This is a genomic window from Paraliobacillus sp. X-1268, from assembly GCF_003426095.1.
GTDB classification, from domain to species: domain Bacteria; phylum Bacillota; class Bacilli; order Bacillales; family Amphibacillaceae; genus Paraliobacillus_A; species Paraliobacillus_A zengyii.
Map to the genome: position 1 here is coordinate 715071 of NZ_QJSK01000001.1, position 17148 is coordinate 732218.

Annotated in this window: 16 protein-coding genes; 5 read left to right on the plus strand and 11 right to left on the minus strand. The window is 34.6% G+C overall.

Annotation, left to right across the window (positions count from 1 at the left end):
• Positions 1-155 precede the first annotated feature (155 nt).
• The 3 genes from D2K62_RS03640 (at position 156) to D2K62_RS03650 (ending at position 3248) form a co-directional block, all read left to right on the plus strand.
• Positions 156-1433, plus strand: a complete 1278-nt coding sequence (locus D2K62_RS03640) for an ABC transporter substrate-binding protein (RefSeq protein ID WP_117160920.1) — start codon at positions 156-158, stop codon at positions 1431-1433.
• Positions 1434-1560: 127 nt separating this feature from the next.
• Positions 1561-2427, plus strand: coding sequence for a carbohydrate ABC transporter permease (locus tag D2K62_RS03645; RefSeq protein ID WP_369974622.1), 867 nt, complete (start codon positions 1561-1563; stop codon positions 2425-2427).
• Positions 2427-3248 (plus strand): carbohydrate ABC transporter permease, encoded by an 822-nt coding sequence (locus D2K62_RS03650; RefSeq protein ID WP_112180629.1) that lies wholly within the window; start codon positions 2427-2429, stop codon positions 3246-3248. Before D2K62_RS03645 ends, D2K62_RS03650 begins: the two co-directional genes overlap by 1 nt.
• 65 nt (positions 3249-3313) lie before the next feature.
• Here the strand turns inward: D2K62_RS03650 and D2K62_RS03655 are convergent, their stop codons facing one another.
• The 8 genes from D2K62_RS03655 to D2K62_RS03690 form a co-directional block, all read right to left on the minus strand.
• Positions 3314-4978, minus strand: a complete 1665-nt coding sequence (locus D2K62_RS03655) for a glycoside hydrolase family 13 protein (protein ID WP_117160921.1) — start codon at positions 4976-4978, stop codon at positions 3314-3316.
• Between the two features lie 18 nt (positions 4979-4996).
• The gene (locus tag D2K62_RS03660; RefSeq protein ID WP_112180627.1) at positions 4997-6682 is read right to left on the minus strand and encodes a glycoside hydrolase family 13 protein; all 1686 of its coding nucleotides are present in this window, start codon (positions 6680-6682) and stop codon (positions 4997-4999) included.
• Positions 6683-6750: 68 nt separating this feature from the next.
• A complete protein-coding gene (locus D2K62_RS03665; RefSeq protein ID WP_117160922.1) occupies positions 6751-7419 on the minus strand; it encodes a YesL family protein in 669 nt (222 codons plus the stop codon).
• An 89-nt stretch (positions 7420-7508) separates the two neighbouring features.
• Entirely contained in the window at positions 7509-8525 is a 1017-nt protein-coding gene (locus tag D2K62_RS03670; protein WP_117160923.1) for a LacI family DNA-binding transcriptional regulator, read from the minus strand.
• Between the two features lie 41 nt (positions 8526-8566).
• Positions 8567-9382, minus strand: coding sequence for a carbohydrate ABC transporter permease (locus D2K62_RS03675; RefSeq protein ID WP_112180624.1), 816 nt, complete (start codon positions 9380-9382; stop codon positions 8567-8569).
• The gene (locus D2K62_RS03680; protein WP_112180623.1) at positions 9382-10242 is read right to left on the minus strand and encodes a carbohydrate ABC transporter permease; all 861 of its coding nucleotides are present in this window, start codon (positions 10240-10242) and stop codon (positions 9382-9384) included. Before D2K62_RS03680 ends, D2K62_RS03675 begins: the two co-directional genes overlap by 1 nt.
• A gap of 71 nt (positions 10243-10313) precedes the next feature.
• Complete coding sequence (locus D2K62_RS03685; protein ID WP_112180622.1) at positions 10314-11609, minus strand: ABC transporter substrate-binding protein; 1296 nt, start codon at positions 11607-11609, stop codon at positions 10314-10316.
• A gap of 461 nt (positions 11610-12070) precedes the next feature.
• Positions 12071-12517: a GNAT family N-acetyltransferase gene (locus tag D2K62_RS03690; RefSeq protein ID WP_112180621.1), complete on the minus strand. Its 447-nt coding sequence runs from the start codon at positions 12515-12517 to the stop codon at positions 12071-12073.
• A 197-nt stretch (positions 12518-12714) separates the two neighbouring features.
• On the opposite strand from D2K62_RS03690, the gene D2K62_RS03695 reads away from it, so the two are divergent.
• Entirely contained in the window at positions 12715-14001 is a 1287-nt protein-coding gene (locus tag D2K62_RS03695) for a lysine N(6)-hydroxylase/L-ornithine N(5)-oxygenase family protein (RefSeq protein WP_112180620.1), read from the plus strand.
• A 116-nt stretch (positions 14002-14117) separates the two neighbouring features.
• On the opposite strand, the gene D2K62_RS03700 is transcribed toward D2K62_RS03695, so the two are convergent.
• Together D2K62_RS03700 and rlmN are read right to left on the minus strand one after the other, a co-directional pair.
• The gene (locus tag D2K62_RS03700; protein ID WP_112180619.1) at positions 14118-14534 is read right to left on the minus strand and encodes a DUF4395 domain-containing protein; all 417 of its coding nucleotides are present in this window, start codon (positions 14532-14534) and stop codon (positions 14118-14120) included.
• A 105-nt stretch (positions 14535-14639) separates the two neighbouring features.
• Positions 14640-15701 carry a dual-specificity RNA methyltransferase RlmN gene (rlmN, locus tag D2K62_RS03705; protein ID WP_112180618.1) on the minus strand — a complete coding sequence of 354 codons (1062 nt, stop codon included), beginning with the start codon at positions 15699-15701 and terminating at the stop codon, positions 14640-14642.
• A 298-nt stretch (positions 15702-15999) separates the two neighbouring features.
• On the opposite strand from rlmN, the gene D2K62_RS03710 reads away from it, so the two are divergent.
• On the plus strand, positions 16000-16200 hold the full coding sequence (locus tag D2K62_RS03710; RefSeq protein WP_112180617.1) for a cold-shock protein: 201 nt from the start codon (positions 16000-16002) through the stop codon (positions 16198-16200).
• 30 nt (positions 16201-16230) lie between these two features.
• Here D2K62_RS03710 and D2K62_RS03715 read toward each other — a convergent pair whose 3' ends face one another.
• A complete protein-coding gene (locus tag D2K62_RS03715; protein ID WP_117160924.1) occupies positions 16231-17145 on the minus strand; it encodes a C45 family autoproteolytic acyltransferase/hydrolase in 915 nt (304 codons plus the stop codon).
• Positions 17146-17148: the final 3 nt, after the last annotated feature.

The window sequence follows — 17148 nt, forward strand, 5'->3', positions numbered from 1 at the left end:
ATGAAAGTTGACTTATTATAATATATTTAGGAGGTGATAGGTTCCTCTGCAATTCATAGTTTTTTTCCTTGTAAGTAAGACAATGACCATGTTGTAGATAAACATTTGTATAGATACACTTGAAATCTGGAAGGTAATATACGAGGAGGGTTAATATGAAAAAAAGATTAATAGGATTATTTTTTACACTGACAGTATTTTTACTAATAGGATCTGCTTGTTCGACAAATACTGAAAGCGGTAACAACGATCAAGTTGAACTATCCATTTTTAATATTAAAGTAGAAACAAAAGATCAACTAGAAGAAATGATAGCAAAATATGAAGAAGAGAATCCCGATGTAAAGATTAATTTAACTACGGTTGGTGGCGGACAAGACGCAACATCAGCATTACAAGCAAAGTTTTCATCAAACGATGAACCTAATATCTTTTTATTGGGGGGACTATCTGATGCTGCAAAATATCAAGATTATTTAATTGATGTATCTGAAATGGAATCTGCTAAGACTGCAATTGATGGAACATTAGAGGGGGCAACACTGGATGGCACGCCTTATGGCATCCCTCTAAATATAGAAGGTTATAGTTGGATGATTAATAAAGATATATTTAATCAAGCTGGAGTAGATCCAGAAAGCATAGGTTCTTATCAAGATTTTGTCGAGGCTGTGGAAACGATCGATAGCCAAAAAGAAGAACTTGGTTTAGAGTCCGTGTTCGCTTTTAGCGGAAAAGAAGATTGGGTTGTAAGTCAATTTTCAAGTCATTTTACTTCACCTGAATTTAACAATAGCGTAATTGAAGCTTATGAATCTGAACAATTAGATCTTGAATACGGAAGTAGAATGAAAGAATATACTGACTTGTTCAATCAATACAATGCACAGCCAATATTATCATTAGATTATAGTACATCAGTGGAAGAAATGTTTGCAGGTGGGCAAGTTGCTATTATACATCAAGGTAACTGGATTATCCCATCCTTAGACAGCATTGATGAGAGCTTTGCAAGTGAAAAGCTTGGTATCTTACCGATGTATGTGGAAGATGATACTGAAGGTAAAATAATTGCAGGTCCCTCTTGGTTCTGGGGAATAAACGGTGACAAAGATGAAGCGTCTGTCGAAGAATCCAAAGCATTTATGGATTGGATGTACACCTCTGATTATGGTCAAGAGAAAATTATGAGTGATTTTAAATATATACCTGCACATGAAGGCTATGATACAGATGCAATAGCAGATGAAGTATCTAAAACTATTTATGAAATGCTAATGAACGGTGAAACTGGTGTATGGGCAAATAACCAATATCCAGATGGATTCTTTTCAACAGCTCTCTTTCCTGAATTTCAAAAGTATCTAAATGGTGACATTACATGGGAGGACTTTGAAGAAGTGACAAAAGAAAACTATTCTAAAATGAGATAAAGTGAAATTTTAATCTGGTTCAATCGTCCGTTTATCACACTTAACGTACGATTGAACCAGGATAATTTAAATGATAGAGTCGAACTTTTTTTCGACACTATGCGTTAAATAGAAAGGTTGGATATTCGTGACTTTCAAAAAAAGTTCTTATTGGATGTTTTTAATTCCTTGTTTATTAGCAATTACACTTGTCATAATCATCCCGTTTATTCAAGGTATTTACTACTCTTTCACAGAATATAACGGTTTTCAAGTTGCTGCCTTTATTGGATTAGACAACTATACAAGATTAATAAGCGATGGACAATTCTGGGATAGTATGCTGTTTACAGCAGGGTTTTCAATAGCATCTGTAATTGGTATTAACGCACTAGGACTTGGTTTTGCATTATTAGTTACACAAAAGTTCAGCAAAATCACTAGTACCTTATTCAGAACTATTTACTTTATGCCAAATCTAATAGGTGGCATCATTTTAGGTTTTATCTGGCAGTTTATCTTTTTAAAAGCTTTTGCGAGTATAGGAGAAATTACAGGAATTGATGCCTTTAATGGATGGTTATCAGATACAAATACCGGCTTTTGGGGTTTAGTTATCTTATTTGTATGGCAAATGAGTGGCTATATAATGGTTATTTATATATCGTTTTTGAATAATGTGCCAGAAGAATTATTAGAAGCTTCCACGATTGATGGTGCGAATGCTTGGCAGAAATTTTGGAAGATTAAATTTCCTTTAGTTGCACCAGCATTCACAATTAGTATGTTCTTGACACTTTCAAATGCCTTTAAAGTGTATGATCAAAATATGGCACTAACTGCTGGTGGGCCTTTTAGCTCGACCGAAATGGCGACAATGAACATTTATAATACAGCTTTTAAAATTCAGGAAATGGGTTATGCCCAAGCTAAAGCTGTTATCTTTTTGGTGATTATTACAATAATATCTGTCTTACAAATTTATATTACACGTAAAAGAGAGGTCGATTTGTAATGAAACAGCAGAAGCTATCTGTATATATCTATTTATTTCTAGGCTTTATAACTTCAGTAATTTGGATTTATCCGTTTTATTTAGTGATCGTCAACTCCTTTAAAACAAAAGGAGAAATCTTCACGAATACGTTAGGACTACCTAATGACGGAACTGTAGCCAATTATCCTGAAGCTTTTATACAACTCGATTTCGTAAGAAGCTTTTTAAACTCTGTTTTTATAACAGGTTTTAGTATATTGTTAATTGTTATTTTCTCTTCTATGGCAGCATATGCACTATCTAGAAGGAAAACGAAAACGAGTACACTTATTTACTTTTTGTTTGCAATCTTGATGTTGGTCCCATTCCAAGCAATTATGATTCCTTTAGTATCCATTTTTGGTTCTTTCGATATGTTAAATCGTTTTGGAATTTCCATTATGTACTTAGGGCTAGGGTCTAGTTTAGCTGTTTTCCTCTTCTTTGGGGCTCTAAGGGGTATTCCAACCTCTCTTGATGAAGCAGCTATTATTGATGGATGTAATAGATTTCAAGTATATCGCTATATCATCCTCCCCATGTTACGTCCAACAACGGTAACGGTTATCGTACTAAATGCAATTTGGTTTTGGAATGATTATCTCTTACCATCCATAGTAATAAATAAAGAAGGAATGTATACGATTCCTTTGAAAACTTTTTATTTCTTTGGTGAGTATTCAACACAATGGCATTTAGCATTAGCTGCGTTAGTGTTAGCGATTATTCCAATAATTATCTTATATATGTTCTTACAAAAGTACATTATTAAAGGTATAGCTGATGGTGCTGTTAAATAAAGTTGTCAAGGTTTGTTGAATCACGAAAAGGATCTATCCAGAGTTGGATAGATCCTTTTTACTTTTTACTTTAATTGATACACTCTCGCTTCGTAAGGTCGTAATGATAAGGTTGTAGTATTGCTTTCCTGAACCTTATAATTACTAAGCAATAATGACCGTTCTTTATTTTTAAATTCATCTGGTAACGTGATCGTTGTTTCACTTTCAAATAAATTCACTGTAATCAATACGGTATTATCATCGTGTGTTCTTGTGTATGCATACACGTAGTCATGTTCTTCTCCTATTAAATCATAGCTACCATATAGTAACGTCTCACTAGATCGTCGTAGTGTGATCAATTTCTTGTAATAATGATAGATGGAGTTCGGATCTTCTAAGTTTTGTTCGACATTTATGTCAGCATAATTCGGGTTAACTTTGAGCCATGGTTTGCCTGTTGTAAAACCAGCATTATTCGCGCTTGACCATTGCATCGGTGTCCGCGAATTATCACGACCACTCTTCCAAATCACTTCCATTACTTTCTGATGCGATTTCCCTTCTTTTCGTTCTTTTTTATAGAGATTTTTTATTGCGATATCGTTATACTCATCAATTGAATCAAATTGAACATTTGTCATGCCTATTTCTTGTCCTTGATAGATAAATGGCGTGCCTTGCATGAGGAAATATAAGGTTGCCAAAGCCTTTGCTGAAGTTTGACGCAAATTAGTATCATTTCCCCATGTGGAGACTGATCTTGGCTGATCATGGTTTTCTAGAAATAGCGCATTCCATCCAACTCCGTCAAGACCAGTTTGCCATTTGGTTAGTGTTTCTTTTAATGCATGAATATCTAGTCCATTCGATGAACCTTTTCCCCATAAATCTAAATGTTCAAATTGAAAAATCATATTAAAGTAACCTTTAGTTTCTCCAACCCACTGATCAGCGTCTTCTACTTTCACACCATTCGCTTCGCCGACAGTCATAATGTCATAATGATGGAGTGTCTTTTCTGCAAATTCACTAAGAAATGTATCAATACCTGGTCGATTCATATGTCCTTTAAATGATGGTACATATGTTAACTTATTCGGGTTAGGCATATCAGGATACCCTTCTGTTTTTTTTATGTGGGAGATGGCATCGACTCTAAAACCGTCTATACCTTTATCCAACCACCAATTTACCATCTTGTATAATTCATCTCTTACCGCTTTATTCTCCCAATTTAAATCTGGCTGTTTTCTAGAGAATACATGCATAAAATATTCATTTGTTTTTTCATCATACTCCCAGGCAGATCCATTAAAAATCGACTCCCAATTATTTGGTTCTTTCCCGTTTTCACCTTTTTTCCATATATAATAATCACGATAGGCATTATTTTTAGAAGAACGCGATTCAATAAACCATGGATGTTCATCAGATGTATGGTTTATCACTAAGTCCATAATGATTTTCATCCCTCGTTTATGTGTCTCTTCTAGTAATTGATCAAAATCTTCCATTGTCCCAAACTCATCCATAATATCCTGATAATCACTTATGTCGTAACCATTATCATCATTTGGTGATTGGTAAATTGGACTCATCCAGATTACATCAATACCAAGATTTTTTAAATAATCAAGCTTTTGAATGGCACCTTGGATATCTCCAATCCCATCACCATTTGAATCCATAAAGCTTCTTGGATAAATCTGATAGGCCACTGCTTCTTTCCACCACTTCTTATTCATGATCGTCCCCCTAATCCTTTATCTTAAGTTGTACACTCGTGCTTCGTAGGCTTTTAAAGTAATGTTCTCTATTGGATCTTTTTCACTTACATCATAGTTTGCTAGTAATATATTTTTCTCATTAAATGATATGTGCTTTGGAAGATGAAAGCTTACGGACTCACTAGAAAAATTACAGATAACAAGTAACGTGTCTTCCTTCCATTTTCTTGTATAGGCATAGATTTGTTCATCATCATCGAGTAATAATTCATATTTGCCATGGACAATAACTGGATGTTTTTTTCGTAATGCTATTAATTGTTGGTAATAATAAAAAATAGAATTCGAATCTGATTGTGCTTTATCCGCATTAATAAATGGATAGTTTGGATTAAGCGGAATCCATGGTTTCCCTTCGGTGAATCCAGCATTTAACGCATTCGACCATTGCATTGGCGTCCGTGCATTATCACGACTACGTGCATGAATTGCTTGAATCATTTCTTGTTCACTTAATAGATCTTTCTTTGTGTAATCTAGATAGGCATTTATTGTTTCAATATCACGGTATGAATCAATTGTTTCGAACGCAACATTCGTCATTCCAATCTCTTCCCCTTGATATATATAGGGTGTACCTTTTAGCATATGCAAACAGGTTGCCAACATTTTACCTGAGACCTCACGATACTCCTCAGAGTCATTCGCAAATCTCGAAATAGCTCGTGGTTGATCATGATTACTCCAATATAAACTGTTCCAACCATCTCTTTCTAAACCTTCTTGCCATCGCGAAAAGATTGTTTTCAATTCAGTTAGTTGCCATGGTTGTGGCGTCCATTTACCAAACTTCCCACTTCCTATATCTACGTGTTCAAAATGAAAAACCATATTTAGTTCATTTCGATTCTCACCAGTATACAAACGTGCTTGTTCAGCATTAACGCCAGGCATCTCACCTACCGTAATCGTGTCATATTTACTTAATACTTGTTGATTCATTTCTTGTAAAAATTCATGAATCCGAGGCCCATTCAAATAGTATGGTGAGCCATCACTATAACCAGTCTCTACCATTTCTCCTTCTGGGTACTGTTGATCTTTAGAGATCATATTTATAACGTCCATTCGGAACCCATCTACACCACGATCCAACCAGTAGGTCATTACGCTATACACTTCATGACGGACATCTTTGTTTTCCCAATTTAAATCTGGTTGTTTTTTACTAAATAGATGAAGATAGTATGCATTCGATTTCTCATCATATTGCCACACACTGCCTCCGAATGCTGCACCCCAATTTGTTGGTGGCATTCCATCCTTCTTAGCCGGTTTCCAAATATAATAATCACGGAAAGCGCTGTCTTTTGATGAACGTGAAGAGGCAAACCATTCGTGTTCATCCGATGTATGATTAACAACGAGATCCATCATGATTTTTATAGAGCGTTTGTGAGCTTCCGTTACCATTTCATCAAAATCTTCCAGTGTACCGAATTCATCCATGATGGCACGATAATCACTAATATCGTAACCATTATCATCATTTGGTGATTGATATACCGGAGATAACCAAATCACCTCAATGCCTAGTTTTGCAAGATAATCAAGTTTCTCTGTAATACCTTTTAAATCACCAATACCATCTTTATTACTGTCGTTAAAACTTCTTGGGTAAATTTGATAAACTACTGCTTCTTTCCACCATTGTTTAGGCATCTAACCCCTCCAAAATTTTATTATTGGGAATGATTTTCACAAAATTAATTACCTTATTTCTCTCTATATTATTTACTCAAATTCATATATAGACGGTAAAATGCTGAGAAGGTAATAAAAGCGATCAAACTACCAGTAAAGAATAGAAATAAAAAAAGTAAGCCATTAATACTTACATATAAAATAATTACACTGGTAACTAGTACCGCAAGAAAAAGAATTGGACTGCCTAATGTGAGTAAAAAGGAATTTTTAAACACTGCTTTTAACGCAATGTCATAGTGCACAAGTACTGCGAAAAAGATAAGTGTATAGACATATAAAACAATCCCAAATAAGATAAATGTGAAAAATAAAATAACATTTGTTTGCTGAAAGAAATAGAAGTCAATAATTAGGACCGACCAAATCAACGTTAATACTAAACCACTAATCAAACTGTTTTTATAATTTGTCTGATAATACTTCCAATAACTACTAATAAGAGATTTTTGTTCTTGTTCCATAATCCAATCTCTTACCATTGCAAACATCGCTGTTGTTGCTGGAAAGAATAGAAATGGCGCGAGGATTATGATTGGTATATAAAAGAAGAACGGAAAGGTTCCTTCTGCATAGATTGCACTCACTAGTAACAAAACAATTGGCAAATTAAAGGCTAGCCATAATAGATTCACGACTGAAAATCGCATAATCCATTCCGTTATTCTGAAAAATCCGCTCATCATTGTATTCATAAGTCTCTACTCCTTTAATCACCTACATCATGACACTTTTATGCAAATCATAAGCAAACGTTTGCTTTATCTATTAAAAAAAATTGCCTTTAAATAGACGCAGTGGAATCTCTTATTTCTATCTTAGTAGGTATAATGACACTTTTTGCATAGGTTGACCGTTCTTTAATCTCCTCAATTAGACACCGCGCCGCTTCATAGCCAAGTTGAAAAACATTCGTATCAATTGATGTTAAACTAGGGTTCGATAATTGTGCAACCATCGTATTATTAAAGCTAATCAAACTAATGTCTTCTGGAACATGGACATGCTTTTTTCTTAATACAGACATAATATGCAACGAAGTTAAATCATCTGTTCCTATAATAGCGGTTGGCCGATCTGGCAATGCTAACAATTCAGTAACAATTCTTTCTATGCAATCCGAACTTGGCGCTTCTTTAACGTATGATTCATTCAGCTTGAGTGCATGTAATTGCATTGTTTCTTGGTAACCTCTTAATCTTGAAATGGAAACTTCGAATTCATTATCTCCACCAATAAAGGCTATTTTTTCATGTCCTAATTTTATAAGGTGTTCTGTCGCATCTTTTGCTGCTAGAACATTATCATTATTGACGTACATGATTTCGTTTGTGTGTACAACTGGCTTACCAACTACTACAAAGGGAATTCCACATTTTAATAAATAGGGTACTACCTTATCATTCTCTTTCGAATAAGTAACCACCATGCCATCTACACGTTTCCCTTGCACCATCTTCTCTACATCATGTAAAATCGCTTCTTCGGTATCACCGGTAGTTATACTAATACTAAAGTCTTGCTTGTTCGCATAAGAACTAATACCTTGTAACACTACTGGAAAGAATGGATCATGCAAGGACTCAATCGTTGAGTTTTTCATCACAATTCCAATGTTTTGTGTAGACTGTTGTACTAAAACACGCGCGTTTAAATTAATATAGTAACCCATTTCCTCCATTACTTTGCGTACTTTTCGCTTTGTTTTTTCACTAATATTAGGACTATCTGAAATAACACGTGAAACCGTTGAAGTTGCCACATTCGCCTCTTTAGCTACATCTTTTATTGTAACTGCCATCTCTTCACCTACTTACTACTAAATTCAATTAGTTAATACTGTTATTTTACAGCACCCTCTGCTACTCCTGCAATGATTTGTTTCTGTGCGAAGAAATAACCAATAACTACTGGAATAATAGCAATCGTTAAACCAGCTAAGGCTAAATGCCATTGTTTTGTATACTGACCAAAGAAATAGAACATTTTCAATGGGATCGTCGCATTACTCTCACTTAACACAAGAGATGGTAAGAGATAGTCATTCCAGATCCATATGACATTTAAAATACCAACTGTCATCGAGATTGGTTTTAATAACGGAAAGATAATATAACGAAATGTTTGGAATTTATTTGCACCATCGATAATCGCTGCCTCATCTAGTGAGCGTGAAATTCCAGTCATTGCACCATGGTATAAGAAAATAGATAAACTAGAACCAAAACCCAAGTACATGAAAACGAGTCCAAAGCGATTTAGCAATTCAACCTTCCCAAATAGTGCAACCAATGGAATCATTACAGATTGGAACGGGATTAACATCGCACCAACAAAAAGAAGCAAAATCAGTCCACTTAGTTTACTTTTATTTCGCGCTAAAGCATAACCTGCCATAGAAGAGAAAAACACAATAATGGCAATACTTACGCCTGTCACAATTAACGAATTCATTAAGGAGTTAATAAAGTCTAAATCAACAAACGCCTCAACAAAGTTGGTTGTTTCTAGACCTTCTGGTAAACCTAAAACATCAGTAAAGATTTCTCTTTTTGATTTAAATGCATTAACAAGCATTAAATAAAACGGGGAAAGCCAGATTAAACCAAGTAATACTGCTACTATTTCTCCAAGATATTTTTTTCTCTTATGCTTCATTACATGTCAACCTCCCGTTTCTTGTTGTAATACACTTGTGTTAATGAAATTACCGCTACAATAATGAAGAATACGACTGCTTTAGCCTGTCCATAAGCCATTTCATTAGCTCCAAATGCTGTCCGAACAATATTCATCGCTACCATTTGCGTTGATTCGAATGGTCCACCATTTGTTAATGATAAGTTTTGATCATACATTTTAAATGATGTTGATAGTGTCAAGAACATACTAACTGTAAAAGCTGGAGCAACTAATGGAAACGTAATACTTCTGAAACGTTGGAAACTATTTGCACCATCTATCTTAGAGGATTCGATTAATTCATTTGGAATGTTTTGTAAATAAGCAATGTAAATAATCATAATATAACCAGACATTTGCCATACAGTTAAAATAACTAAGCCCCAAAAACCGGTAGCAGTTGTCGCTAGCCAACCTTGTAAACTTTCAACTCCTAATAATTGTCCGACATCATCAAATACACTAACGAAAATAAACTGCCAGATAAAACCTAGTATTAAACCACCAATTAAGTTAGGCATAAAAAAGATTGTTCGTAAAAAATTAGCAGACTTTAGTTTTCGTGTTACAAGTAATGCTAAGCTTAAACCAAAAAAATTAAGTAAAAATACCGTTACAACCGAAAACTTTATCGTGAACCAAATCGAGTTTAAAAAACCTTTATCTTGAAATAGATTAATGTAATGTTCTAATCCAACAAATTTATCAGCTGTTAAACCATTCCAATTCGTAAAGGAGTATATCGTACCATAAATCAATGGAACAATTACCACTAAACCTAACCCTAATAAAACAGGTGTTAAAAATAACCAAAAAGCTAGATCACGATTTCGCATGTTGATCCCCTCCGTTTGTATGAAAATATCAAGCGATGTATATACATCGCTTGATTCTATATGTTAGTTACCTATCTCTTTTCTTCCCATTTAGCAATCGAATCTTCTACTACTTCTTCCCATGTCATGTCATCAGCTAAATAACGTTGCATGTTTGATCCCATTACGTCTGTACCCCATGGATTACTTGGATATCCGCCGAAGATCCATCCAATTGTATTACCTGCTTCAGAATACGTATAGACGTCTTTTGAAAGTGGATCTGAGATCATCTCTGTATCATAACCTTCATAAGCTGGAATGAATTTAAAGTCTTCTAATACTGCTCTCTTTCCTTCTTCAGATGTATACATCCAATCTAAGAAATCCTTAGATGCTTGAATTTCCGCTTCTGAACCTTCATTATTAACTGCCCAGTTATTTGGTACGCCAACTGGAAGGCGTCCCTCTAATCCCTCAACTGGAATTGGTAACATACCAATGTTTTGCGCTAACTCTTCATCCATTTGTTGGACAGATGGGTAAACCCAGTTACCTTGTTGAATCATCGCTACACGTTCAAGCGAAAAGTTCTCTTCGACTTGTTGTGAATAATCTAGACTTAAAACAGGTCCAACAGAATATTCAGCTTGTAAATCAAGGAAACGCTTCATTTCATCTCCTCTTTCAAATGTTACTGTTTCAGCATTAAACGCTTCCATAATATCATTATTAAATTCAGGTGCTAAAAACGCATTTGCTAAATGATCACCCATAACCCATGCTTCTTTACCAGGTAATGCAAACACACCTTCTATGCCTAGTTCTTCTTTCATACCATCGATTGTTTTGACAGCCTCTTCTAAATCTTCAAAAGTGAGTATCTCCTCTGCATTAACACCTGCTTCTTCAAAAATTCGTTTATTATAAACTAAACCATAGCCTTCTTGATTAAATGGTAAGCCAAGAATTTGATCACCATCTGTAACTGCCGTCAGTGTACCCTCAAGAGCGGCCTGAGCTGCTGCTGTATCAGAAAGGTCTGTTAAGTATTCTTTATAATCGATTACATCCTGTGGACCAGTAACATTAAAAATATCTGGTGCATCACCCGAAGAAAATGCTGACTTTAGCACTGGCGCATAATCAGTTCCCCCACCTACAGTTTCAACTGTAATTGAAACATTTGGGTTTTCTTCTTCATACTTAGCGACTAAATCTTCGAATTGATCTTTAAACTCTACTTTCCCTTGGAATATCTCAATACTTACTTTATCTCCTTCTGCTGTTTCCGTGTCACCAGAACTACTATCTTCGGACCCGCAAGCAGCTAGCAAAATACTTAATACGAAAGCTAGAGATAAAAACAGAAATTTTTTGTTCTTCATTGTAAATCTCCCCTTTATTATTTATTAAAGAAAGCGTTTTACAAATTAATGTAGAATTTTGTGATTCCCTTGCATTAATTGCTTTGTTATTCAATTTAAGCAATCGTTTGCATTAACTTGTATAAACAAACAATACCATAGGCCTTTTTATAAAGCAATAACTTTTTAAAAAAATTTAAACGCTTACATTAATAATTAATTGGCTTTTTTTATCCTATTATTTCATAACGAACTTGTGGGGAACTGGCTCACGTATCACAATGCTTCCTCCTTTAACTTTAATATATATGGATTTTAAAGCAAACGTATGCACAATTTATTGATCCAGACATTAATTCATCTCTAAATGACTATTGAATCCAATCAAGCTTTCAATAGTAAAACCTGATTTCTCACCAAAAATTGAAATCAGGTTTTACTATTTTATATTGGTCTATTTTATTGGATAACGTCTCAAACAGTTACTTAGTCAAAATTAATTCATAATGATAAAATTCCGTATCACGTATGTAACCATTTTTTTCATATAACCTTTGAGCCGAATAATTATCTGGCGCTGTACTCAGGCTTATACTTTTAGCACCTGTTTCACTGACAAACTCTTTCGCCCTTTGCAAAAGCATTTCTCCTATACCTTGCTTTCTTGCTTCTCCATCTACAAACAAATCATTTAAAATCCACGCTCTAGCCATAGATATGGAAGAAAATGTCGGATATAGTTGTGTGAATCCTAGATATTTTTGTTTAGCTTTCACAATAAATATAACAGAATCCTTGGTTTCTAAACGTTTTTTAATGTAAGACTTAGCACCTTCTATATCTGATTTTTGTTGATAAAATACACGATAATCATTAAATAAATTTGCTACTCCTTCTAAATCTTCACTCGTGGCTTGATAGATCTCCATATTCAAATTCCTCCCTGATAATCTTTTGGTGAATTAATATTAACATAAATATCCAACGATAGTGGTTTAAAATCATGATTACATTTTACGAACGCTGCTTCATGTGACTATATATAATTATTAAGCGACGTTTGATTGATCACATAACGTTACGGGTATATAAATATTATACTTATAAATGAAAGAAGGTTTTCCGGATGCAAACTACTACCTTAGATTTTATTGGCATTGGTATCGGCCCCTATAATCTTGGATTAGCAGCACTCATAGATGAACAGTCAGAATTAGATGCGCTATTTTTCGATCAAACGCCTGAATTTCACTGGCATCCTGGGATGCTAATCGATGGGACAGACTTACAAGTTTCGTTTCTTGCCGATCTTGTAACATTCGCTAATCCCAAAAGCCAATACACATTTTTAAATTACTTGCACGCGCAAAATAGGCTTTATCCCTTTTACTTTTTTCAGAAATTCACTATACCAAGGCAAGAATATGATTCCTATGGACGCTGGGTAGCTGAGCAATTACCAAATTGTTACTTTCACTCTGAAGTGATTGATGTGATAGATCATCATACATATTACATTGTTAAAGTGAAGCATTGGAATGAGGACAAAGTGAAATGTTATCAAGCAAAACATGTCGTGTTGGGAACAGGAAGTAAGCCACTTGTTCTAGAGGGTACGGAAAACTTATCTTCAGCAGATGTCTATCATACGAATAATTATTTAGACTACAAATCAGAAACCCAACTTGCAAAATCAATTACGATTATCGGTTCAGGTCAAAGCGCTGCAGAGGTTTTTTATGATTTGCTTCATGAACAGAAATTCCATCACTATCATCTCTCATGGATCACTCGATCTGCTGGTTTGTTTCAATTAGATGCATCGAAAATTGGACAAGAAGTATTCACGCCCGATTATGTAGATTATTTTCATGCCCTATCTTATAAAGAACGAATGAAGGCATTGGATGAACTGAGTCAACTACGGAAGGGTATTGATCAGTCTACTTTACATAAGATTTATGAACTGCTTTATCATCAATCGGTCGGAGGCAATAACCCAAACGTCACCATTCAGCCACTTACAGAAATAAAGCGTATCACAGCAAAAGATAAAAACTATCAATTGTTGTGTCATCAATGGCAAGAGGATAAACAATCCACTTATACAAGTAATAAAATCATACTAGCTACTGGGTACAAACCCAATATACCTGTTTGGTTCTTTGAACGTTTTAAAGATAAAATTGTTTGGGAAGATGATAAACATTATCAAGTAACAAGAGATTATCAACTTGTTTTTAAACAGGAGCAACCAGCTCGCTTCTTCACAGTAACAAATTTAGAACATTCACATGGTACCGGAGCGACAAATCTAGGATTAGCGGTAGACCGTAATATTCAAATCATAAATACCATTGCGGGCCGAGAAGTTTATCCACATGTACGTAAAAATACATTCACTCAATTCTAAACTGGAGCAATAATAATGGTTAAACTCTAGTGGGAAACATGCAAAAGAAAAGGCCAAATCACTAGTGATTTGGCCTTTTCTTTATATATTTAGACATATTTTCAATAACATGTCAGTTAAGCAGACTGTTTTTTGGAACGATTATATTTCCACATCATATAGCGATAACGAATTGTACAACCAATGCAGTATCCCATTAAAGCAATTCCTGCAGCTAATACAACCATGAGACTAAAAACATATCCTAAAACATTTAAATTAATAGTAAAAAATAAGAGCGATACTCCTAAACATATCGTTGCTATCCATTGATTGAAGATTTGCTGTTCCTTATCTTCTTGTTGATAGCTAGTTACTGGTTTTCTTAAAAACATTTTGCCAAAAAGAATAATTGGGTTTTGTTTTGTAGCTAATGTATATACGCCAATTATAAATGGTAAAAGTAACAGCGACTTAACGAAGATTAATGCGATGATAACGGTAGTAACGATGAAAGATTGATTTAATTGGACTAATGGTTTTGGAATAGTCATCTCTTCATCCCCTTTTATTCTTATTATACACACTTGTTTAATCGGAATAAAGCATTATGGTTTAAAAAAAACCACACTTCTTTAAACTTCGAAGTGTGGTTACTATTAATTGGCCTTTTTCATTTGCTTACTACGTAATTGTCCACATGCTGCATCAATATCGGAACCTTGTTCAACACGAACACCACAGTTGATTCCAGCATTTAATAGTGTTTCATAAAAAGATACGATGGCATCTTTTTCACTACGATCATATTGGTTATCCTCAACAGGATTATATGGAATCAAATTGACATAGGATAAATGGCGTTTATTTTTCAAAAGTTTTGCTAACTGCACAGCTTCTTCTTGATGATCATTAATATCTTTCAGCAAAATATATTCAAACGTAATTCGTCGATTTGTTTTCTCTAAATAATAATCAACTGCATCCATTAACTTCGCAAGCGGGAATGCTTTGTTAATTTTCATAATGCGTGTACGTAGTTCATCATTTGGAGCGTGTAAAGAAACCGCCAAGTTAACTTGGAAATTCTCATTCGCAAAGTCGCGAATCTTATGTGCTAATCCACTTGTAGATAACGTAATGTGTCTTGCACCAATTGATAGACCTTGTTGGTCATTGACAACACGTAAGAAATCCATTGTATTATCATAATTATCAAACGGCTCACCAATTCCCATAATAACAATATGACTAACGCGATCACCATTATTTAATTTATCTAAATGATGTTGTACTTTCATAATTTGTTCTACTATCTCTCCACCCGAGAGATCACGATTTTTCGTTAGTAAACCACTTGCACAAAATGTACAACCAATATTACAGCCTACTTGCGTTGTGACACAAACCGATAAACCATAGGAAAAACGCATTAATACCGTTTCAATCAAGTTACCATCTTCCAGTTTAAATAAGAACTTGATCGTTCCGTCTTTTGATTCTAGTTTTAAATCTTCTGTCAAAGACTCTATATAAAAATTAGCTTTTAATAAAGCGATACTTTCTTCATTAAGATTTGTCATGGCTTCAAACGTTGTCACACGTTTTTTATACAACCAATCCCAAACTTGTGATGCCCGAAACTTTTTTTGCCCACGGTCAACTAGCCACTCTGTAAGCTTATCTTGTGTCAATCCATATATGGAATATTTATCGCTCATAGTTACCCCTCTTTTAAACCTTATTAATAAAAAACTCCTTTGTCTATACTACATACAATCGTCCTATCTATCAAGTATTATAGCCAATTAAAGATTAATTTCTTTGTATTTTGAAAAATTCCTTTTATTTTTTTCTTACAAAACATTGCTTTTTGGAAAATCACTTGTTATAATGAACTTAGCTATTTTGTTCGACAAAACACTTCAAGTAACTAGCAACGTGAAAGTTTTCGTTTTGATGCATGAGCAAGAATAGTAATACATTGTGTGGACGATCCACACTAGGAGGAAAAGTAATATGGCACAAGGAACAGTAAAATGGTTTAACGCAGACAAAGGTTTTGGATTTATCGAAGTAGAAGGACAAGACGATGTATTCGTTCACTTCTCTGCAATTCAAGGCGAAGGCTTTAAGACACTTGAAGAGGGTCAAACTGTAACATTCGACATCGAAGAAGGCAACCGTGGACCACAAGCTGCTAACGTTGAAAAAAACTAATAACAGCTATTAAATAAAAAACGAACCAGATTAATCTGGTTCGTTTTTTTTGTGTTGCCAATGTGCTCCTTCATCCATATGTGCAAATGGTATAGCTGTATCAACCTCACCTGTAACATGATTTATGGACAGCACTATCCCTTGTAACCACTTTTCAAAGTCTACTTCTGTTGGATCTTGATCAGCACCAAGTGCTATCCATACCTTTAAATCATTTGGAAAGTAAGCAGTAGTGTGTATCGTTCCTGCCCAATTACGATATTCATCCGAGAAAATTCCACGCTGACGACCATTTAATAACTGAAATGCTTGCTTTGCACTTAATCCTGAATCCGCTTCTTTTGCAAGTATCATTTCTCTCCGTTTAGAATCAACTAAATAATGACGATTCTCCTCTTCCATTGTCTTAAAATGATTGGTACATATTGTTGATTCTCTAACAAATACATTACGAGGTGTTGCTTCTACAACATATGTTTTTCCAATCTTGTCATACAGAATATAGCTAAATGAATGGCGATGCGGTATTTTTTTTAGTAACGCTATTGCTTCCAAGGCGGTCGCACATGTTTCTAAAACAAAACGACCATCATATGTTTTTGGATGATAGTCATAGTTACGTACAAGATAGCCATCACCTGTCATTACAGAACAACCGGAACGTTCATAATCAAGCCGATATCCACCAAATTCATGCAGAACTTTTTCGATTGGCCATTCTAAACCATCCCGAAGACCTTCTAGTTCAAACCATATTTTTGGTGAAATTGATTTAATCGCCGTTTTTGCTTCCTCTATATCAATTGAAAAACGCGGTTTTCTTGTTTTCCACTGTTTTAGACGATTTTTAATATATAAAGAATCCTTTAATTCTTTCGCTTGTATTAGACCAAAATCATAATGAGAACCTCTAAATTCAATCATGTCGCTATAAATCTGTTTCAAACA